Source organism: Flavobacterium enshiense DK69 (assembly GCF_000498495.1).
GTDB lineage: Bacteria > Bacteroidota > Bacteroidia > Flavobacteriales > Flavobacteriaceae > Flavobacterium > Flavobacterium enshiense.
On record NZ_AVCS01000006.1, the window covers coordinates 341,987 to 361,195 of the forward strand.

The 19,209-nt window shown below is 39.6% G+C and carries 18 protein-coding genes; 7 read left to right on the top strand and 11 right to left on the bottom strand.

Annotation, left to right across the window (positions count from 1 at the left end; all coding sequences use genetic code 11):
* Positions 1-25 precede the first annotated feature (25 nt).
* The gene (asnS, locus tag FEDK69T_RS04315; protein WP_023572926.1) at positions 26-1,471 is read right to left on the bottom strand and encodes an asparagine--tRNA ligase; all 1,446 of its coding nucleotides are present in this window, start codon (positions 1,469-1,471) and stop codon (positions 26-28) included.
* Positions 1,472-1,644: 173 nt separating this feature from the next.
* Here asnS and FEDK69T_RS04320 point away from each other — a divergent pair, with 173 nt between their 5' ends.
* On the top strand, positions 1,645-1,974 hold the full coding sequence (locus FEDK69T_RS04320; protein ID WP_023572927.1) for a DMT family transporter: 330 nt from the start codon (positions 1,645-1,647) through the stop codon (positions 1,972-1,974).
* Between the two features lie 3 nt (positions 1,975-1,977).
* Here the strand turns inward: FEDK69T_RS04320 and FEDK69T_RS04325 are convergent, their stop codons facing one another.
* The 4 genes from FEDK69T_RS04325 to FEDK69T_RS04340 all read right to left on the bottom strand — a co-directional run bounded on the left by FEDK69T_RS04325 (position 1,978) and on the right by FEDK69T_RS04340 (position 6,708).
* Positions 1,978-4,479 (bottom strand): DUF5686 family protein, encoded by a 2,502-nt coding sequence (locus tag FEDK69T_RS04325; RefSeq protein WP_035630829.1) that lies wholly within the window; start codon positions 4,477-4,479, stop codon positions 1,978-1,980.
* A gap of 86 nt (positions 4,480-4,565) precedes the next feature.
* Positions 4,566-5,129 carry a ribosome recycling factor gene (gene frr / locus FEDK69T_RS04330; protein ID WP_023572929.1) on the bottom strand — a complete coding sequence of 188 codons (564 nt, stop codon included), beginning with the start codon at positions 5,127-5,129 and terminating at the stop codon, positions 4,566-4,568.
* A 24-nt stretch (positions 5,130-5,153) separates the two neighbouring features.
* A complete protein-coding gene (gene pyrH / locus FEDK69T_RS04335) occupies positions 5,154-5,861 on the bottom strand; it encodes a UMP kinase (protein ID WP_023572930.1) in 708 nt (235 codons plus the stop codon).
* A 67-nt stretch (positions 5,862-5,928) separates the two neighbouring features.
* The gene (locus FEDK69T_RS04340) at positions 5,929-6,708 is read right to left on the bottom strand and encodes a patatin-like phospholipase family protein (RefSeq protein ID WP_023572931.1); all 780 of its coding nucleotides are present in this window, start codon (positions 6,706-6,708) and stop codon (positions 5,929-5,931) included.
* Between the two features lie 106 nt (positions 6,709-6,814).
* On the opposite strand from FEDK69T_RS04340, the gene FEDK69T_RS04345 reads away from it, so the two are divergent.
* Complete coding sequence (locus tag FEDK69T_RS04345) at positions 6,815-7,417, top strand: thioredoxin family protein (protein ID WP_023572932.1); 603 nt, start codon at positions 6,815-6,817, stop codon at positions 7,415-7,417.
* Here FEDK69T_RS04345 and truB read toward each other — a convergent pair.
* The 4 genes from truB to FEDK69T_RS04365 form a co-directional block, all read right to left on the bottom strand.
* Positions 7,404-8,099 carry a tRNA pseudouridine(55) synthase TruB gene (gene truB / locus FEDK69T_RS04350; RefSeq protein WP_035630856.1) on the bottom strand — a complete coding sequence of 232 codons (696 nt, stop codon included), beginning with the start codon at positions 8,097-8,099 and terminating at the stop codon, positions 7,404-7,406. The two genes, FEDK69T_RS04345 and truB, sit on opposite strands and share 14 nt — an antisense overlap.
* 9 nt (positions 8,100-8,108) lie before the next feature.
* On the bottom strand, positions 8,109-8,918 hold the full coding sequence (locus tag FEDK69T_RS04355) for an undecaprenyl-diphosphate phosphatase (protein ID WP_023572934.1): 810 nt from the start codon (positions 8,916-8,918) through the stop codon (positions 8,109-8,111).
* A 79-nt stretch (positions 8,919-8,997) separates the two neighbouring features.
* A complete protein-coding gene (locus FEDK69T_RS04360; protein WP_023572935.1) occupies positions 8,998-9,234 on the bottom strand; it encodes a DUF3098 domain-containing protein in 237 nt (78 codons plus the stop codon).
* Between the two features lie 43 nt (positions 9,235-9,277).
* Positions 9,278-10,153, bottom strand: coding sequence for a cell division protein FtsX (locus tag FEDK69T_RS04365; RefSeq protein ID WP_023572936.1), 876 nt, complete (start codon positions 10,151-10,153; stop codon positions 9,278-9,280).
* A gap of 154 nt (positions 10,154-10,307) precedes the next feature.
* Here FEDK69T_RS04365 and leuS point away from each other — a divergent pair, with 154 nt between their 5' ends.
* On the top strand, positions 10,308-13,130 hold the full coding sequence (leuS, locus tag FEDK69T_RS04370; RefSeq protein ID WP_023572937.1) for a leucine--tRNA ligase: 2,823 nt from the start codon (positions 10,308-10,310) through the stop codon (positions 13,128-13,130).
* A 185-nt stretch (positions 13,131-13,315) separates the two neighbouring features.
* The gene (locus FEDK69T_RS04375) at positions 13,316-13,987 is read left to right on the top strand and encodes a zinc metallopeptidase (protein WP_023572938.1); all 672 of its coding nucleotides are present in this window, start codon (positions 13,316-13,318) and stop codon (positions 13,985-13,987) included.
* Positions 13,988-14,332: 345 nt separating this feature from the next.
* Here FEDK69T_RS04375 and FEDK69T_RS04380 read toward each other — a convergent pair whose 3' ends face one another.
* Complete coding sequence (locus FEDK69T_RS04380) at positions 14,333-14,803, bottom strand: Lrp/AsnC ligand binding domain-containing protein (protein WP_023572939.1); 471 nt, start codon at positions 14,801-14,803, stop codon at positions 14,333-14,335.
* 181 nt (positions 14,804-14,984) lie between these two features.
* Here FEDK69T_RS04380 and FEDK69T_RS15365 point away from each other — a divergent pair, with 181 nt between their 5' ends.
* Complete coding sequence (locus FEDK69T_RS15365) at positions 14,985-15,614, top strand: hypothetical protein (RefSeq protein ID WP_051385063.1); 630 nt, start codon at positions 14,985-14,987, stop codon at positions 15,612-15,614.
* A gap of 28 nt (positions 15,615-15,642) precedes the next feature.
* On the opposite strand, the gene FEDK69T_RS04390 is transcribed toward FEDK69T_RS15365, so the two are convergent.
* On the bottom strand, positions 15,643-16,995 hold the full coding sequence (locus FEDK69T_RS04390; RefSeq protein WP_023572941.1) for a saccharopine dehydrogenase family protein: 1,353 nt from the start codon (positions 16,993-16,995) through the stop codon (positions 15,643-15,645).
* A 124-nt stretch (positions 16,996-17,119) separates the two neighbouring features.
* Here FEDK69T_RS04390 and FEDK69T_RS04395 point away from each other — a divergent pair, with 124 nt between their 5' ends.
* Together FEDK69T_RS04395 and pckA are read left to right on the top strand one after the other, a co-directional pair.
* Positions 17,120-17,509, top strand: coding sequence for a DUF423 domain-containing protein (locus FEDK69T_RS04395; protein WP_023572942.1), 390 nt, complete (start codon positions 17,120-17,122; stop codon positions 17,507-17,509).
* An 82-nt stretch (positions 17,510-17,591) separates the two neighbouring features.
* Positions 17,592-19,205, top strand: coding sequence for a phosphoenolpyruvate carboxykinase (ATP) (pckA, locus tag FEDK69T_RS04400; protein ID WP_023572943.1), 1,614 nt, complete (start codon positions 17,592-17,594; stop codon positions 19,203-19,205).
* Positions 19,206-19,209 lie beyond the last annotated feature (4 nt).

A 19,209-nucleotide genomic window follows, 5' to 3' on the forward strand; every position in this document is an offset into this window, starting at 1 on the left:
ACTGGAAACTATAAACTAAATTTTCTTAGAACTCGGCGTTTTGAGGTGTTCTTGGGAATGGTATTACGTCACGGATATTAGACATGCCGGTTACGAACAATACCAGTCGCTCGAAGCCTAATCCGAATCCGGAGTGAACTGCACTTCCGAAACGACGTGTGTCCAGATACCAGTACAATTCTTTTTCGTCGATTTCAAGGGCTTTCATTTTTTCCAAAAGCACATCGTAACGCTCTTCTCTCTGAGAACCACCCACGATTTCTCCGATTCCTGGGAATAGGATATCCATCGCGCGAACGGTATCTCTTCCTGGTTCTGTATTGTCATTCAAACGCATGTAGAATGCTTTGATTTTTGCAGGGTAATCGAATAAAATCACCGGACATTTGAAGTGTTTCTCCACTAAGAAGCGCTCGTGTTCGCTTTGTAAATCAGCGCCCCATTCCTCAATCAGGTACTGGAATTTTTTATTCTTGTTTGGTTTCGAATTTTTCAGGATGTCAATGGCTTCCGTATACGAAACGCGTTTGAAGTTGTTGTCCATTACGAAGCTCAGTTTTTCCAAAAGTGCCATTTCGCTGCGTTCTGCCTGAGGCTTCGATTTTTCCTCCTCCAATAAACGCTGCTCCAGGAATTTCAAGTCGTCACCACATTTATCAACCGTATATTTGATAACGTATTTGATGAAATCTTCGGCCAAATCCATGTTGTCTGCCAGATTGTTGAAGGCAACTTCCGGCTCGATCATCCAGAATTCCGCCAAGTGACGCGACGTGTTTGAGTTCTCGGCGCGGAATGTTGGTCCGAACGTGTAAATTTGACCTAAAGCCATAGCATAGGTTTCTCCTTCCAACTGACCTGATACGGTTAAATTGGTTTCTCTTCCGAAGAAATCTTCCTTGTAATTTACATTTCCTTCTTCTGTTCTTGGAGTTCCGTCAAAAGGTAAAGCGGTAACGCGGAACATTTCCCCTGCGCCTTCTGCATCCGATCCGGTAATGATAGGTGTGTTTACATAGAAAAATCCTTTTTCCTGAAAATATTGGTGTACGGCAAATGCTAATGTAGAGCGTACGCGCATGATCGCTCCGAACATATTGGTGCGAATTCTCAAATGCGCATTTTCTCTAAGGAACTCTAAAGAGTGTTTTTTAGGCTGCATCGGAAATTTTTCCGGATCTGAATCTCCTAAAATTTTGATTTCCGAAACCTGGATTTCTACTTTTTGCCCGGCACCCTGACTTTCTACTAAATGACCTTTAACGCTTACGGCTGCTCCGGTTGTGATTCTTTTTAAGGTTTCTTCAGGTGTGTTTTCAAAATCAACCACACACTGAATATTATTGATAGTTGAACCATCGTTCAACGCTATAAACTGGTTGTTTCTAAATGTTCTAACCCAACCTTTTGCTTTTACTTCATGCAATCCAGAAGCGCTGTTTAGCAGGTCTTTAACTTTAGTATGTTTCATTTCTAAATTGTTTTTTGCTCAATTCTGTTTAAAAATTGAGTTTTCAATAAATAAAAAATTAAATGCTTGCAAATGTAGTAAAAAGGAGTAGTAAATGTATCTTTTAAAGTTTAGTTTTTGCTAAAGAATTCACTTTCGGTACTATCTTTGTGCTCAACTTAATTTTAATACAAATGAACTGGATACTATTGGTTATTGCAGGTTTTTTTGAAGTGGGTTTTGCTTCGTGTTTGGGAAAAGCAAAGGAAACATCCGGGACGGTTTCGACCTTATGGATGATTGGTTTTTTCGTTTGTTTAACCATCAGTATGACATTGCTGTACAAAGCAACGCAGACACTGCCTATTGGGACCGCTTATGCTGTTTGGACAGGAATCGGTGCAGTGGGAACAGTGTTGGTTGGTATTTTTATCTTTAAAGAGCCTTCCGATTTTTGGCGTGTTTTCTTCCTGACGACTTTGATAGCTTCAATTATAGGTTTAAAATTTGTATCAACGCATTAGAGTCTAGAGTCCCAAGTCAAGTACGTAACTTACCTTGATGGCGATATTGTCCTGCACTTGGGGAAATCCGTTTGCGCCGTAGCGATAAAATCCGGATAAGCCCAGTCCCATAAAAATATTGTTGAGCTCTAAGCCTGATTCAAGGTAGCCGTCTTCTAATGTTTTATAATCAAACCCTTGGTGATTGTCTTGTTCTCTTGCGCTCCCTACTGCCATTCGTGTCACGGCAACAAAAGTGGGGTTGATTTTTTTAAACAGTTTTACCTTTCGGAAAGCGTGTTTAAAGTGGAGTGCGGCGTATTCACTGGAGAAAAATTCGTTGAAGCGCATGGTTTCAAAACTATTCTTGCCGGCAAAGTTGATGCGTTGTAAAACAGCATCTCGGTCTATGCTGTTTGGCGAAATACTGTAAAGATGCGTTATAGGAATTTCTCCGACAGCAATGCCTGCCTGAACGAGGAAGGTGGTTTTTTGACCGTCGAGATACTGTTTTTCGATTTCTGTTTTAAAGTCGAATTTGGCAAAATCTAAATCGTTACCAAATACACCGGGAAGGGTTTTGGAGATTTGAAATGTGAATTTTGGGAATTTTTTTTCCGATTCGATTCTTCCGGAAGGAGTGTGCATATAGCTGCTGAAAGGGTTCCATTGCAAAGAAACGGAAGCCATCGAGATGGTATAATCGGTATATGTGGTTCCGTTAGCATAAAAAGCATAGTCGAATTTAGGGTCGATGTTCGTTCGGGAAAATTGCCAAATGCTTTCTGTCTTCGGAATGAATCGGGTTTCGATATATGCCTTCCAGGTTTTATGGCTGTAAAAGGTCGTTAAGTTGAAAGGCCTGGGATCGTAGAGACGGAATTTTTTCCGGTCTGTTTCAAAAATGGTACTACCGATTTCCTGTATGTCATCAGTATAAGATCCGCCAAGCCAAGTGCTTGTAAAATTGTCAAGCCGTGTTGCTTCCCCTATGCTGAATTTAAATTTATCGTCTTTTAGTCCGTAGGCGCCATAACCGTTCAGGCGTACTATTTTTGAAAAATTATCGTTGGTCACGCCGCCAAGTCCAAAACGGAAACCTTCATAGTTGTTGTATTTGATCAATTGGCGCAAATCTAAGTCAATAGGGCCAAGGGGTATAAATCCGTTAATTACTTTTCGTCCGATTTTAATTTTCTGCTCGTAACCTTCTTTGGAAACCAAGCTGTCCAAGGTAGAATAGGTTTTTATGCTTCGGATATCCAGGCTGTCTTTTCGGAACGGCGTCCAGTAACTTTCATTTTTGGAAATGGCTTCTTCGTTAATATCGATAGCGATAAAAGGATGTTTGATGGTTACCGGTTTGTTGAATTCGGTTTCGAAATTTTTGGATTCCGAAAGGATATAAATATAATCGGAACCCGATTTGCTTTGTTTTTTTGGAGTGTCTTCGTCTTCTTCGTCTGTAAATTTGATGGTTTCCCCCAATATTTTTACATCGTCTTTGTTGGACCCTTTTACTATTTTAAAAACGTTTTTTTCCGGAAACCAGGTCTCTTCTTCCTTGTGATAACTGAAATAGTTGGTCGAACTGATGTCTAATATCCCTTTAAAACGGTATATCGATTTTGCGATGGCGTAACTTTCTTTGTCGATGTACAATATCCCTTCAATTTTTGATTTTTTCTTCTGGTTTTTATGCTTGAAGTGAATCATGTATGCCTTTCGGTTGCCCAGAAAAACCGTGTCCAGAATTTTATAATTGTAATGGTCCAGTGCATCATCCGCAATTGGGTTGGCGTATTTGGTTTCGAAGAGTACAATTTTTTCGTCGTAAACGGAAAAGGATTGCAGCTGTAAACCGATAAATTCATAAATGGGTTGTTTAAAACCGGCCATTCGCGTGGCTAAAATGGTTTCTTTACGTCCCTGTTTTTTGTTAAACTGTATTTCGGAAACTTTTTCGGTTTGATAGAGGTGTTGTTTCTGAATGATTTTTTTGAGTTTGAAATCGGAAGAATCCAGTTTTTTAAAGCGGGCCCCGATTTTTTCATAAATGAAAATCGAATCAATTTTTCCTGCGATCGAATCTGGATTGGCCGTAATAATCAGTTTGTTGTACATTTTAAACTGAAAACTGTTGAGTTTCTTCTCAGGGTCATTGCTGTTTTTGGTTGCAATCGTTTTTCTGATAATCCCTAATGCCGGATTTTCGCCAATAACAAGCTCATCAAGTTGCTGTGATTTCTCTTTCAGTTTTACCGCATAAAATTTTTGATTGGCTTTTAGATGAATCTGTTCCGATAAATATCCGGTATAGGAAACGGTAAAGCTGGCTACATCGGAAGTGTTTTCAATGATGAATTTTCCGTCGACATCCACGATGATGGTTTTTCCGTTGTTCAGGTGAATGGTGGCAAAGGGCAGCGGTTTGTCGTTACCGCCTCGAACAATACCGGAAACGGGGTGCTGAGCATTGACCAAAATGCTGAAAAGGAAGAACATTAAAAGAAAAAATCGCTTCAAAGTGCAGACGAACTTTCGGATTGAAGGTATAAAGGTAAGTAAATGTATGAAATAAAAAATCCCGATTAAAAACCGGGACTTATAAATTATACTTTCATGATTTCGGCTTCTTTGATTGCCAAATGTTCTTCTATTTTTTTGATGAAAGAATCGGTGAGCTTTTGAACATCGTCTTCCGCTGTTTTACAGATATCTTCAGAAGTACCTTCTTTTTCTAATTTTTTGATATCGGTATTCGCATCTTTACGCGCGTTTCGGATACTAACCTTAGCATCTTCTGCCTCTGCTTTGGCTTGTTTTACCAAATCTTTACGTCGCTCTTCCGTTAATGGCGGTACACTGATGATGATGTTGTCACCATTGTTCATTGGGTTGAAGCCCAAATTTGCAATCATAATAGCTTTTTCGATAGGATGAAGCATACTTTTTTCCCATGGCGTAACGGTAATTGTTCTCGCATCAGGGGTGTTTACGTTAGCTACTTGCGAAAGCGGCGTCTGAGATCCGTAATAATCCACAAAGACACTACCCAACATTTGCGGAGATGCTTTTCCGGCTCGAATGTTTAAAAATGATTTTTCAAGGTGTGCAATAGAACCGACCATCGATTCTTTAGTGCTATCTAAGATGAAATTAATTTCTTCGGTCATGATACTAATTTTTATAAATCAATATTAAATGTTAACGGTTGTTCCAACGGTTGCGCCTTCACAAACTTTCAATAAATTGCCTGGTTTGTTCATGTCGAATACAATAATCGGTAATTTATTTTCCTGACTCAATGTGAAAGCTGTCGTGTCCATGATGTTTAATCCTTTGGTCAAAACGTCGTCAAAAGTGATGTTGTCGTATTTAACTGCATTTGGGTTTTTTTCCGGATCGGAATCATAAACGCCGTCTACTCGGGTACCTTTTAAAATCACATCACAGTCTACTTCAATTCCTCTTAAAACCGCTGCAGTATCTGTTGTAAAGTATGGATTTCCTGTTCCTGCGCCAAAAATTACGATTCGGTTTTTCTCTAAATGGCGTACGGCTCTTCTTTTGATGTAAGGTTCAGCAATAGCTTCAATTTTTAAAGCAGTTTGCAAACGTGTCTGCATTCCAGTATCTTCCAATGCGCCCTGTAAGGCCATGGCGTTGATAACTGTTGCCATCATGCCCATGTAATCACCTTGAACACGGTCCATCCCGTTGCTTGCTCCGGCCACACCTCTGAAAATATTCCCTCCTCCAATAACGATGGCAATTTGTACGCCTTTGTCATGAAGTTGTTTGATTTCAGCTGCATATTCCGCTAAGCGTTTTGGGTCAATACCGTATTGTCTGTCGCCCATTAGTGCTTCGCCACTCAGTTTCAGAAGAATTCTATTGTATTTCATTACGATGATTCGTTTAGTGGTGCAAATATAATTATAATCTCTTTTTTAAAAAGAGGTTAGGTGAAATTTATGGCAGAAGTTCTTCGTATGATTTTTTTGCGGCCTCGTATCCGATTTTGAAAATCTGTTCCATTTTTAGTTTGCTGGTTTCGAAAGTGCCGAATTTCGAAAGTTCGTCAGGTTGGATAACCCAATCACAAATATTGAATTTGTGCGTATTTGAGTTGGCAGACAGCAAGTCAAAAGCCCTTGAAGTAACCGCCTTTATTGATGACAGATCTTCGGCCTGGATTTTCTGGATCGGGCTTACATAAACGCCTATAAGAGTCTCGCATCGTCCTTGTAAAATATCGGTAGGGAAATGGTTAAGGATTCCGCCGTCGCTGTAAAGATTTCCGTTGATTTCATAAGGGGATATCACGCCAGGGAATGAGGAAGAGGCCAATACCGCATCGATAACTTTAGTGTCCGGGCCAAAAACTTTGAGTTTTCCTTTTACCAAATCTGTCGCTGTGATGTGCGTGTGAATTTTTAAATCGCCAATCCGTGTATCTCCGAAAATGGAATGAAAATAGAATTTAAAAGCATCGGAATCAATGAAACCGGCTTTTTTCCATGTGAAATGTTTCCAGTTGAAAAAATATATCGATTTGAAGAATTCCAGGATTTCTCCGGGCGATTTTCCGTTTGCATACAAAGCACCTACGATAGAACCTGCACTTGTTCCGGCAATGTGGTGGGGTTTTATATTGTTTTCTTCCAGGAATTGCAATGCTCCGGCATGGGCCAAGCCTTTTGTACCGCCACCGGAAAATACCAAACCCACTGATTTTGTTTTTAAATCCATTTCAAAGCTTTGCTATAAAATTACACTTTTTAATCTTTTAAAGCTGATTTTAATCACAATTGGAATGCGATTTTTGGGTTAAATTTGTAGTTATAAATGTATCAGGATGAAAACAATTATAGAGAACAGTCTTAAAAACAGCTCGAATTATTCGGAATATAGGGCTAAAGTTTCCAAATTGCTGGGTGAAGGAAAATCGTCAGGAAATGAACAATCAGACGATTTACTGCATTACAGCCAGTTGAACGAAGTGCGTATGAATCGTTTGGATAAAACACTTGTGGTTCCGGAAGAAGTAAAAGTCCGACTCGGAAAGCTTAAAAATAAGTATACCTGGTTGGTGTTGGCGGAAGGCTGGTGCGGGGATGCGGCTCAGGTGCTCCCTATTATAAATAAAATGGATGAGGTAGTGGCCAATGTAGATTTGCGGATTGTTTTTCGTGATGAAAACGATCCTTTGATGCAGGAATTTTTAAGTAATGGTGCAAGGTCGATACCGAAATTAATAATCATCAATGCCGAAAACCATGATGTGCTGGCTGCGTGGGGCGCAAGACCTGAAGGGGCAACACGTTTGATTAAGGAATTCAAAGCGAAATTTGGTGTGGTCAATGAAATCGCTAAAGCCGAATTGCAGAAATGGTACCTGCATGATAAAGGGTTATCGACTATGGACGAGATTTCTAAAATTATGCTTACTCTGGAATAATCGTAGCTTCAAAATCGGTTATCAGCGTGGCATCGGCTACATCAAAATCTCCGATTTTGGTTCGGCGCAAAGCGGTTAAATGCGCTCCGGAATTCAAAGCCATTCCAAAATCAAACGCCAGCGAACGGATATAGGTTCCTTTGCTGCATTTTACCCTAAAATCAATTTCGGGCAAAGCTATTCTCGTAAGTTCAAATTCGTAAATAGTGGTTTTTCTGTGGGCAATTTCTACTTCTTCTCCAGCACGCGCGTGTTCATACAAGCGTTTTCCGTCTTTTTTGATAGCCGAAAACACCGGTGGTTTTTGATCGATTTCACCGATAAAACTTAAGCGTGCCTGCTCAATCAATTCGCCGGTGATGTGCTCGATAGGGAAGGTTGCGTCGATTTCGGTTTCCAGATCATAGGAAGGTGTTGTGCCACCGATATGAAAAGTCCCCGTGTATTCTTTTGGCATGCCTTGCAGTTCCGGAATGCGTTTCGTGAATTTTCCGGTGCAGATGATTAGTAATCCTGTGGCTAACGGATCCAGCGTTCCGGCGTGTCCTATCTTGAATTTTTTCGGAAGCCCAACTTTATTAATCAGCGTGTATTTTAATTTGTTGACCGCCTGAAATGAACTCCATTTCAAAGGTTTGTCAATTAATAAAACTTGTCCGTTTATGTAATCTTCTGGAGTCAGCACGTTGGTTTATTTTAGGTAAGAGAAGTAGATCAAAAGCCCGATTCCGGTCACGATGCGGTACCATCCCCAAGGTTTGAAACCGTATTGTTTTATGATTCCGATGAAAAATTTAATGGCCAAAACCGCAACGATAAAGGCAACAATATTTCCTATCAGGAACATTTTTATCGTATCGTTGGATTGTAAAATCAGTTCGTATCCTTTCATCTGCGAATGTTCATACGTCTTAAGGAAAACGGAATAACATGTTACAGCCAGCATCGTCGGAACGGCTAAGAAAAAAGAAAATTCCGCAGCGGCATGTCGGGTTAATCCTTGTTGCATCCCTCCAATAATCGAGGCAGCAGAACGACTGGTTCCGGGCATCATGGCTAAACACTGCCAAAAACCGATGATTACCGCTTTTTTTATGGTGATGTCCTCTTCGCTGGAAATCGTCGGATTGTGGAAACGGCCGTCAATGAAAAGCAGGATGATTCCACCAACAATCAGTACGATGGCTATCGGAATGGGATTTCCCAAAACCGCTTCGATTTTATCGTCGAACAATTTTCCGAGAACTAATGCCGGGACTACTGCACAGGCTAATTTGATAAAGAAATTCAGTTTGGTAAAATCAAAAAACTTTTTCCAGTATAAGGCAACTACGGCCAATATCGCTCCGAATTGGATGGAAACCTGGAACAACTTTACAAAATCGTCTTCCTGAATGCCGAAATAAGAACTTGCAAATACCATGTGTCCTGTGGAGGAAACCGGTAAATATTCTGTCAAACCTTCAATGATGGCAATGATTAGGGCGTGAAATGAATCCATGTAATTAGGTTTAGATTACTTAGAATGTTAGGCTACTTAGAGTTTTCCAAGGCCTTATTTTTCTAACTTTCTAAGAAGTCTATTTGTCTGATTTTTTGAAAATAGAATAAATCGTGATGCCGAAACCGATTAATACCACCGTTGGAGCCAATCGGATTCTCTGGAAATTAAAAATGGCATCGCTGAATACTTTCGGGTCGTCGCTTCCGCCACCGGACATCAGTATGAAACCTAATGCAATAACGCCTAATCCGATTAAAAGAATTTTATAGTTGATACTTTCAAAAAGAAAGTCCGGTTTTTGTTTGTTTTCCATTTTTGAGGTTTTTTACGATTTGCCGAAAGCCTATTTCTGTTTGCTAATATAAATCGTCAGTTCTTAAATTTAAAAAGCGTGTAGTGGCAACATAGGTGCTGATCCAAGTTATGATTATTCCCACGGCTAATACACCTCCCAAAATAATGAACATTGACAGATAATCTTTAGCGATTCCCAGTTTCGGGAACATTCCGTCAACATAAAAGGTTAAGGCAATAAGGGCGATGATAGCCAATCCTGAACCGATTAATCCCAAACGGATACTTCTCCAGACAAATGGTTTTCTGATGAACGATTTAGTAGCGCCCACCATCTGCATTGTTTTGATGATAAAACGATTGGAGTATACCGAAAGACGCAGTGAACTGTTGATTAGTAACATCGAAATCACTCCGAAAACACTGCTGATTACTAAAATCCAGAAACTGATTTTCTTGATGTTCTCATTTGCCAGTTCCACTAATTTTTTATCATAGATAACTTCAGTAACCATTTCGTTGGTTTTGATGTCGCTTTCAATCTGTTTGATTTTTGACGATTCCACATATTCACTTTTTAAGTGAATATCGAAGGAGTTTGGCAGTGGATTCATGCCTAAAAATTCCAGGAAATCTTCTCCAACAATGTCTTTGTTGTTTTTTGCTGCATCTTCTTTAGATACAAAAACAAAATCCTTTACAAAAGGCGAGCCTTTCAGTTTTGTTTCAAATGCTTTTAAAATGGTATCATTCGCTTCGTCGTTGAAGTAAACCGACATTGGGATGTCTTCTTTAAAACTGTTTGAGATTTTTTCAGAATGGATTACAAACAAACCCAATGCTCCCAAGAGGAACAACACTAAAAAAATACTTAAAACAACAGAAAAATAAGAAGAAATAAGGCGTCTTCTCTGAAAGTTCTCGAATGATGGTGCCATACGCAATCTGATTTAAGGCGTAAAAATAGTAAAGAAAATCGTTTTTAACCTTTATAACGGTCAAAGTTTTATCTTTCTTATAATATAATGTAAATTTGCACCCTTGAAAACTTAGAACCTTAGTTGCTTAGTGACTTAGAACCTTATAAAAGAAATGAAGTACTTCCACAACGAAATCGAAGCCAAATGGCAGCAGTATTGGGCAAAAAATCAAACTTTTGCTGCGCAAAACAATTCCGATAAACCGAAATATTATGTGTTGGACATGTTTCCGTATCCATCGGGAGCAGGTCTACATGTGGGGCATCCGCTAGGGTATATTGCCTCGGATATTGTGGCGCGTTACAAAAGGCATCAGGGTTTTAATGTACTGCATCCGCAAGGTTACGACAGTTTCGGGTTACCGGCTGAGCAGTATGCGATTCAAACCGGTCAGCATCCGGAGAAAACTACAAAAGAAAATATTGCGCGTTACCGCGAGCAGTTGGATAAAATCGGTTTTTCATTCGATTGGAGCAGAGAGGTGCGTACTTCAAATCCTGATTATTATAAACACACACAGTGGATTTTCATTCAGTTGTTCAATTCCTATTATTGTAAGGATACCGATCAGGCACGTCCGGTAGAGGAACTGATCGAGGTTTTTCAACAAGAAGGAAATACTAGAATCCATGCGGTTTGTGATGAAGATGTGCTAACGTTTACAGCTGAAGAGTGGAATTCGTGGTCGCCTGAAGCACAACAATTGATGCTTTTGAAATACCGTTTGACCTATTTGGCGGAAACCGAAGTAAACTGGTGTCCGGCTTTAGGAACCGTATTGGCGAACGATGAAATCGTGAATGGCGTTTCCGAGCGTGGCGGTCATCCTGTTATCCGTAAAAAAATGACGCAATGGTCGATGCGTATTTCGGCATATGCAGAACGTTTGCTTCAAGGTTTGGAAACCATCGACTGGACCGAATCCTTGAAAGAATCACAAAGAAACTGGATCGGGAAATCGGTTGGTGCTGCTGTGACTTTTAATTTGAAAAATCACGATGAGGTAATCGAAGTATTTACCACTCGTCCTGATACCATTTTCGGAGTAACGTTTATGACCTTGGCACCGGAACACGAATTGGTGGCGAAAATCACAACACCTGAGCAAAAATCAGCGGTAGAATCCTATATCGAAGCAACGGCAAAACGTTCTGAGCGCGAGCGTATGGCTGATGTGAAAACCATTTCAGGAGTATTCACCGGAGCGTATGCCGAGCATCCATTTACCAAAGAACCGATTCCGGTTTGGATTGGCGATTATGTATTGGCTGGTTACGGAACAGGTGCAGTTATGGCTGTTCCATGCGGTGATGAAAGGGATTATGCGTTTGCGAAACATTTCGGTCTTCCGATTGTTAATATCTTGGAAGGCGTTGATATTTCAGAAGCAGCCCACGATGATAAAAACACAACAATTTTAGCAAACTCTGATTTCCTTAACGGACTGAATTATAAAGAGGCAACTAAAAAAATAATAGAAGAATTAGAAAAAATCGGAGCAGGAAAAGCAAAAGTAAATTACCGTTTACGCGACGCTGTGTTCTCTCGTCAAAGATATTGGGGGGAACCGTTCCCGGTATATTATGTGAACGGATTGCCACAGATGATTGCAAAAGAACATTTGCCAATCATGTTGCCTGAAGTAGAGAAATATTTGCCTACTGAAGACGGTCAGCCACCATTGGGGAATGCTTCCGTTTGGGCTTGGGATACCAAAACCAATCAAGTGGTTAGCAATGATTTAATAGATAATGTAAACATATTCCCGTTAGAATTGAACACTATGCCGGGTTGGGCAGGAAGTTCATGGTACTGGATGCGTTATATGGACGCACAGAACAACGGCGACTTTGCCAGCGAAGATGCTTTGAAATACTGGGAGAATGTCGATTTATATATAGGCGGAAGCGAGCACGCTACCGGACACTTGTTGTATTCCCGTTTCTGGAACAAATTCCTGAAAGACCGAGGTTTTGCGCCAACCGAAGAACCATTCAAGAAGCTGATCAATCAGGGAATGATTTTGGGGAACAGTGCTTTTGTGTATCGTACAGAAGATTCCAAGAAATTGATTTCAAAAGGGTTGATTAAGGATAATAATGTACATCCAATTCACGCTGATTTATCAGTAATCAACGATATCACCAACGAATTGGATATCGAGAAATTCAAAACGCATCCGTTATATTCTGATTATGCGAATGCTGAATTTGTCTTAGAGGACGGTAAATACATTGTGGGTCGCGAGGTCGAGAAAATGTCGAAATCGAAATATAACGTAGTGAATCCGGACGATATCTGCGAGCAGTACGGTGCTGATACATTGCGTTTATATGAAATGTTTTTAGGTCCGCTGGAGCAGGCAAAACCTTGGAATACTGCCGGAATTACCGGAGTGTCAGGTTTCCTGAAAAAACTGTGGCGTTTGTATTTTGACGATAACGGTCTAATCATAACCGATGAGGAGCCAACAAAAGACATGTACAAGTCGTTGCATAAAACCATCAAAAAAGTAACCGAAGATATCGAAAACTTCTCGTTCAATACTTCTGTTTCGCAGTTTATGATTTGCGTGAATGAACTGGCACAGCAAAAATGTCATCACAGAGCGATTTTGGAGCCATTGGCGGTAATCATTTCACCGTATGCGCCTCATATCGCAGAAGAATTGTGGAGCGCGTTGGGTCATGAAGGTTCTGTTTCGACTGTCGCCTTCCCTAAATTCGAGGAGAAATATCTGGTTGAATCCGAAAAAGAATATCCGGTTTCCTTCAACGGAAAAATGCGTTTCACCATCAAATTGCCGTTGGATTTAACCGCGGCCCAGATCGAAGAAATCGTAATGGCCGATGAAAGAACCCAAAACCAATTGCAGGGCAGAGCGCCAAACAAAGTAATTATCGTTCCGGGGAAAATCATCAATCTGGTAGGATAATTTAAAAATCTAACAAATATAAGCATCCCAGATTCTAACAAGAATTTGGGATTTTTTTTTGTAATCTTTTCCTAATTTTACGTGTAGCAATTAACTTTTAGAAATGTCAAAATGTCATTTGTAAAAGATGGCGCAAAATTTGACGTTTAAGTCGTTATAAAAAGAACAATTAAAAACACAATGTTATGATATGGATTTTAATGGGAGCCATTATGCTGGCAAGCTGGTTGGTTAGTAGCAGGCTTCAAAGCAAATTTGATCATTATTCTAAAATGCAGCTGCAAAACGGAATGAGCGGCGCTGAAATCGCACAGAAAATGCTGGCAGATCATGGGATTACCGATGTGCGTGTAATTTCGACTCCGGGGCGTTTGACTGATCATTACAATCCGGTGGATAAAACCGTTAACCTAAGTGAGGCGGTGTACAATCAGCGTAACGCTGCTGCGGCTGCCGTTGCTGCTCACGAATGTGGTCACGCGGTTCAGCATGCTCAGGCATACAGCTGGCTGACTATGCGTTCCAAATTGGTTCCGGTGGTTTCTGTTACCTCTAATTTTGTGCAATGGATTTTATTGGCGGGGATTCTGTTAATCAAAGTATTCCCAGCGCTTTTGCTAATTGGGATTGTAATTTTTGCTTTGACCACATTATTTTCGATTATAACCTTACCGGTAGAGTACGATGCGAGTAACAGAGCGTTGGCTTGGCTGGAAAACAAACACATGCTGAATCAGGCAGAACATGATGGTGCCGCGGATGCTTTAAAATGGGCAGCGCGAACTTATGTGGTTGCGGCCATCGGTTCCATAGGTACTTTGTTGTACTACATCATGATTTACATGAACCGACGTTAATTCTTTGCGAATAAAAATAAAATGGAAATCCGCTATTTATGTAGCGGATTTTTTTGTTTGTTATATCAGTTTAATATACAAGATAATGCAAAGCCAAACGGTAAAGTGTATGAAAAGGCATTTGGAGTATGATTTGCTAATATTGAAGTATTTATAGATGTGTATATAACAGTATATTATTGAAATTGGGATTAGTAAAATGAAGAGGAAAAAGCTCAGGCCTGGGGCATGAGGGCTGTTATTGGAAACTATGGAGTCAATTGTAAAAATGCCTGTTAGGTATAGGGCGTAAAACAGGGTGAGCATCGTTTCTTTTAGGGTAATGTGCTTCCTCATAATAAGTATTTACAGCTGTATCTGTCGTTCAATCTGCTGATCCAGTGAAATGAATGTTTCTGTTCTCGAAACACCGTCAATCGCCTGAATTTTTTTGTTGAGCAGTTGCATAAGATGTTCGTTGTCGCGACAGAGAATTTTGATCAAGATGCTCCAGTTTCCGGTGGTGTAATGACATTCCAATACTTCCGGGATTTTCTTCAGCTCTTTTACTGCTTCGGGGTTGCGTGCAGCTTTGTCAAGGTAAATCCCTACGAATGCCATAGTGCTGTAGCCTAATACTTTTGTGTTTACCACCAATCTCGATTCCGAAATTACTCCGGCCTGTTCCAGCTTTCGCAACCGCTGATGAATTGCCGCACCCGAAATGCCAATCTTATGGGCAATCTGCAAAATGGGTTTTCGGGCATCTTCCATCAAATCCCTAAGGATTTGTTTGTCGATACCATCGATTTCTATTTGTAGGTGATTTAATTTCATAATTTTAAATATGTAAGTTGTTTTTGGTATTTAATATCAAATTTAATAAAAAAAGATTAAACAAGTTTAAAATCATAAAAAGTGTAAAAATTTACGCATCTTTTAATTATAGGTTGCCGTTATAGATGTTTAAAAATAAATGTTTTAAGATCAGATTACTACTAACCCCAAATCTAGTAACATGAAGAATTTAAATTCAAAATTATGTTTGTCGGCGTTGATTTCATTGCTGACATTGGCTACGGTAAAAGCTCAAAATATAGAGTCCGTAACTGAAAAGCCTATTAATAAAACTACTGTTGAGAATCAGTTGAACTTGATTGTCAGTAATTCGGCCGAGCAGAATGGCGTCAAAATGATCCAGAAAGCGGATTTGGAAACATTACGCGCCGATGTAATAACCCTATTGTCCCGAAATGAAAACGATCTGACGGCTTCAAAAAAAACAATTGAATTAAAAAATACTGAGATAAAAGGGCTTGCTGCACAAGTGGACGAAGTAAACTCAAAAGTGGCAGCAAACGATACCGCGAACGAAACGTTTTTGTTTCTTGGAATGTCATTGTCCAAAGCATTGTACCATTCTGTCATGTGGTCAATGGTTTTTACGTTATTGATATTTGCTGTTTTTCTAACGACACGATTTAAAAAAGCTAGCGGTATTACACGTGATGCCAAAGAAAAACTAGCAGAAGTAGAAGAAGAATTCGAATTGTTCAAAAGAAATGCAATAGAACGCGAACAGAAACTTCGTCGTCTATTGCAGGACGAAATTAACAAGCAAAAAAAAGAGCTTGCTGGTGTTTCATAAAAAAGCCCCGACGAATCGGGGCTTTTTGTTATTTATATCCTTTGTATTCCACTTCCTTCTCATGGAAAACTACACCATACTCTTCCAATTCCTGTAAAATCGGAAGGTATACTTCTTTGTTTAATGGTAATTGAACACCAGGTGTTTTAATATTTCCGTTTAAGATTTGCAGCGTTGCCATGGCTACCGGTAAACCTACTGTTTTAGCCATCGCGGTATAAGTCTGATCGTCGCCAAGACATACCATAGTGGCATCAATTTGCTTTTTCTCGCCTTTCAATTCGTACCCTATTTTATGGTACATGACAATCATGTCCTTATCATTTGGTTGTAATGCCCAACTGTCGCTTAATATTTTTTCAAGGACTTGAGCCGGAGTAGCGTTTTTAATGCCTACTGTTTTATTAGGGTTGAATAAATCCAATTCCAGTAATTTGTCCCACATTACATCGTCCTGATCGATTTTTAATTTGTAGCGTAATTTTATTTCTACAGAATCGGTAGGGTGGTAAGGAAGGAATAAATTAACGAATTCGCGATAGCTCATGGTTTCTGAGTCGTCAATTGCATACGAATCGTCTGTCATGCCTAACTGCACAAACATGTCCCAGGCTTTTGAATAGCCTACACGACGGATAGTTCCCCTGTAAACAGTAAGAGCATCATCTAAGCCGTACACGCCTCTGTATTTTAAAGAATCGCGGTTGGCATAGCCTTCAAATTTTCCGTAACCCTCAACTTCTAAAAATTCGGTTCTTCGGAATAATTTATGGTATGGGATGTATTTGTAAGTGCCTTCCTGAATGAATTTTGCAGCACCGCCCTGTCCGGCTAAAACCACATTTCTTGGAGCCCAGGTAAATTTGTAATTCCAAAGATTGTTGTCGGATTCCGGGGCAACCAAACCACCACAGAAGGATTCGAATAAAATGGTTTTTCCGCCTTTTTCGCGGATTTCATCAAGTACCTTCATGGCACTCAAATGGTCAATTCCAGGATCAAGGCCAATTTCATTCATGAAAACCAGATTGTTTTCTTTAGCGGCAGCGTCAAGGTTTTGCATCGCATCGGAAATATAAGAAGCGGTAACCATGTGTTTTTTGTGTGTGATGCAGTCTTTGGCTACTTCAATGTGTAAATGGGCCGGAAGCATCGATATTACAATGTCGGCTTTCTGAATTTCTTTTTTACGTTGGTTTTCGTCAAAAATATCTAAAGCGATCGCAGAGGCATTTTTATGATTTTGCGTCTTCTTCTGAGCCAATTCCAAGGACAAATCGCCAATGGTGATGTGCAATTTTTCGGTTTCCGATTTCTCCAGCAGATATTTAATAAGTGAAGATGCTGAACGACCTGCTCCTATTATCAGAATGTTTCTCATGACGCAATTTGTTTTAAAAAGTTCACGAAAATAGGAAATTGTTATATTATTTCGAAATTTAAAAGCTGTTAGTTTTATTTTTTAACGTTTAAAATTGTGCTACATTTGAGCGTAATTAATAAATATGGATAAAAAAATCATCAAAGTTGCGGCTTTCATGGGAGCTGTAGCTATTATTTTAGGCGCTTTTGGTGCGCACAGTCTTAAGTCGGTTCTGGATGAAACGCAGTTAGCAACCTTTGAAACCGGTGTGCGCTATCAGATGTATCATGCTTTGTTCCTTCTTTTTGTTGGAACTACTAGTTATATTTCAGTAAAAACGAAACAAATAATATTCTGGCTGATTGTCATTGGAGTCATTTTGTTTTCGGGTTCAATCTATTTGTTGTCAACTGCGTCGTTAAGTATGATTAATGCCAAAATCATTGGTCCGGTAACGCCTTTGGGTGGATTGTTAATGATTTCAGGATGGATTGTTCTTTTTTCTAAAATTTGGAGTGAAAAAGCAGAATAAATGGTTAAAAAAAACGGACTGGAATTAATTTTTTTTATTTTTGCAATCTTATAAAACAAACAAACAACACATTTTTTTAATTATGAATGTTACCAAAACAATTTCATTAGAGAAATACGGAATTAAGAATACTGTAGAGGTTGTCTATAATCCGTCGTATGATTTCTTATATAATGAAGAGCTGAATCCCGCATTAGACGGTTTTGAAAAAGGGCAGTTGTCAGAGCTTGGTGCGGTTAACGTAATGACAGGTGTATTCACGGGAAGATCTCCAAAAGATAAATATATTGTAAAAGATGATGTTACTGAAGATACTATTTGGTGGACGTCAGACAAAGCTGTAAACGATAATAAAGCTATTTCCACAGAAACCTGGAATGCTTTAAAAGAAACTACTGTAAACCAACTTTCTTCAAAAAGATTGTTTGTGGTGGATGCTTTTTGTGGAGCTAACGAAGATACGCGTTTGAAAGTGCGTTTCATCATGGAGGTGGCATGGCAGGCACATTTTGTGAAAAACATGTTTATCCGTCCTACGGAAGAAGAGTTGGAAAACTTCGGTGAACCTGATTTCGTTGTAATGAATGCTTCAAAAACAAGCTTCAAAGATTATGCGGCTCATGGATTGAATTCGGAAGTGTATGTTGCTTTTAACCTTACTGAAAAAATCCAATTGATTGGAGGTACTTGGTACGGAGGAGAGATGAAAAAAGGGTTGTTCTCGATGATGAATTACTACCTTCCGTTAAGAGGTGTTGCTTCGATGCACTGTTCTGCCAATAAAGGTAAAGACGGTGATGTTGCTGTTTTCTTCGGATTATCGGGAACAGGAAAAACTACGTTGTCTACAGATCCAAAACGTGAATTAATCGGAGACGATGAGCACGGATGGGATAATGACGGTGTTTTCAACTTTGAAGGTGGTTGTTATGCAAAAACAATCGATTTGAGTAAAGAAAACGAACCGGATATTTTTGGAGCTATCCGTCGTGACGCTTTATTGGAAAATGTTACGCTTGATGCAAATGGAATAATTGATTTTAAAGATGGTTCGGTAACACAAAATACTCGTGTTTCTTATCCAATCGAACATATCGAAAATATAGTTAAGCCGGTTTCTAAAGCAGGTCACGCTTCAAAAGTTATCTTCTTGACTGCGGATGCTTTCGGAGTAATGCCGCCGGTTTCGAAATTAACTCCAGAACAAACTAAATACTATTTCTTATCCGGGTTTACAGCTAAATTAGCAGGTACGGAAAGAGGGGTTACTCAGCCTGAGCCAACGTTCTCTGCGTGTTTCGGAAAAGCATTCTTGTGCTTGCACCCGACAAAATACGGAGAAGAATTGGTAAAGAAAATGGAAGAGCACAACGCGACAGCTTATATGGTAAATACAGGCTGGAACGGTACCGGAAAACGTATTTCTATTAAAGATACCCGTGCAATCATAGACAGAATCTTAGATGGTTCTTTAGAAAAAGCATCGACGCAAATCGTGCCAATTTTCAATTTGGAAGTGCCAACGGCTTTAGAAGGAGTTGATACAGGAATTCTTGATCCAAGAAATACATATGCCGATGCTTCTGAATGGACTGGAAAAGCTACTGATTTAGCAGGAAGATTTATCAATAACTTCGTTCAGTATACCGATAACGAAGAAGGTAAAAACCTTGTTAAGGCAGGTCCTCAATTGTAATACG

Coding starts and splice junctions, on each gene's coding strand:
- FEDK69T_RS04375 (WP_023572938.1), top strand. CDS start 13,316: ATGATATGGATTTTAATGGGAGCCATTATGCTGGCAAGCTGGTTGGTT.
- FEDK69T_RS04360 (WP_023572935.1), bottom strand. CDS start 9,234: ATGGAAAACAAACAAAAACCGGACTTTCTTTTTGAAAGTATCAACTAT.
- pyrH (WP_023572930.1), bottom strand. CDS start 5,861: ATGAAATACAATAGAATTCTTCTGAAACTGAGTGGCGAAGCACTAATG.
- FEDK69T_RS04365 (WP_023572936.1), bottom strand. CDS start 10,153: ATGGCACCATCATTCGAGAACTTTCAGAGAAGACGCCTTATTTCTTCT.
- FEDK69T_RS04340 (WP_023572931.1), bottom strand. CDS start 6,708: ATGGATTTAAAAACAAAATCAGTGGGTTTGGTATTTTCCGGTGGCGGT.
- FEDK69T_RS04320 (WP_023572927.1), top strand. CDS start 1,645: ATGAACTGGATACTATTGGTTATTGCAGGTTTTTTTGAAGTGGGTTTT.
- FEDK69T_RS04390 (WP_023572941.1), bottom strand. CDS start 16,995: ATGAGAAACATTCTGATAATAGGAGCAGGTCGTTCAGCATCTTCACTT.
- pckA (WP_023572943.1), top strand. CDS start 17,592: ATGAATGTTACCAAAACAATTTCATTAGAGAAATACGGAATTAAGAAT.
- FEDK69T_RS04345 (WP_023572932.1), top strand. CDS start 6,815: ATGAAAACAATTATAGAGAACAGTCTTAAAAACAGCTCGAATTATTCG.
- frr (WP_023572929.1), bottom strand. CDS start 5,129: ATGACCGAAGAAATTAATTTCATCTTAGATAGCACTAAAGAATCGATG.
- FEDK69T_RS15365 (WP_051385063.1), top strand. CDS start 14,985: ATGAAGAATTTAAATTCAAAATTATGTTTGTCGGCGTTGATTTCATTG.
- asnS (WP_023572926.1), bottom strand. CDS start 1,471: ATGAAACATACTAAAGTTAAAGACCTGCTAAACAGCGCTTCTGGATTG.
- FEDK69T_RS04395 (WP_023572942.1), top strand. CDS start 17,120: ATGGATAAAAAAATCATCAAAGTTGCGGCTTTCATGGGAGCTGTAGCT.
- FEDK69T_RS04380 (WP_023572939.1), bottom strand. CDS start 14,803: ATGAAATTAAATCACCTACAAATAGAAATCGATGGTATCGACAAACAA.
- leuS (WP_023572937.1), top strand. CDS start 10,308: ATGAAGTACTTCCACAACGAAATCGAAGCCAAATGGCAGCAGTATTGG.
- FEDK69T_RS04355 (WP_023572934.1), bottom strand. CDS start 8,918: ATGGATTCATTTCACGCCCTAATCATTGCCATCATTGAAGGTTTGACA.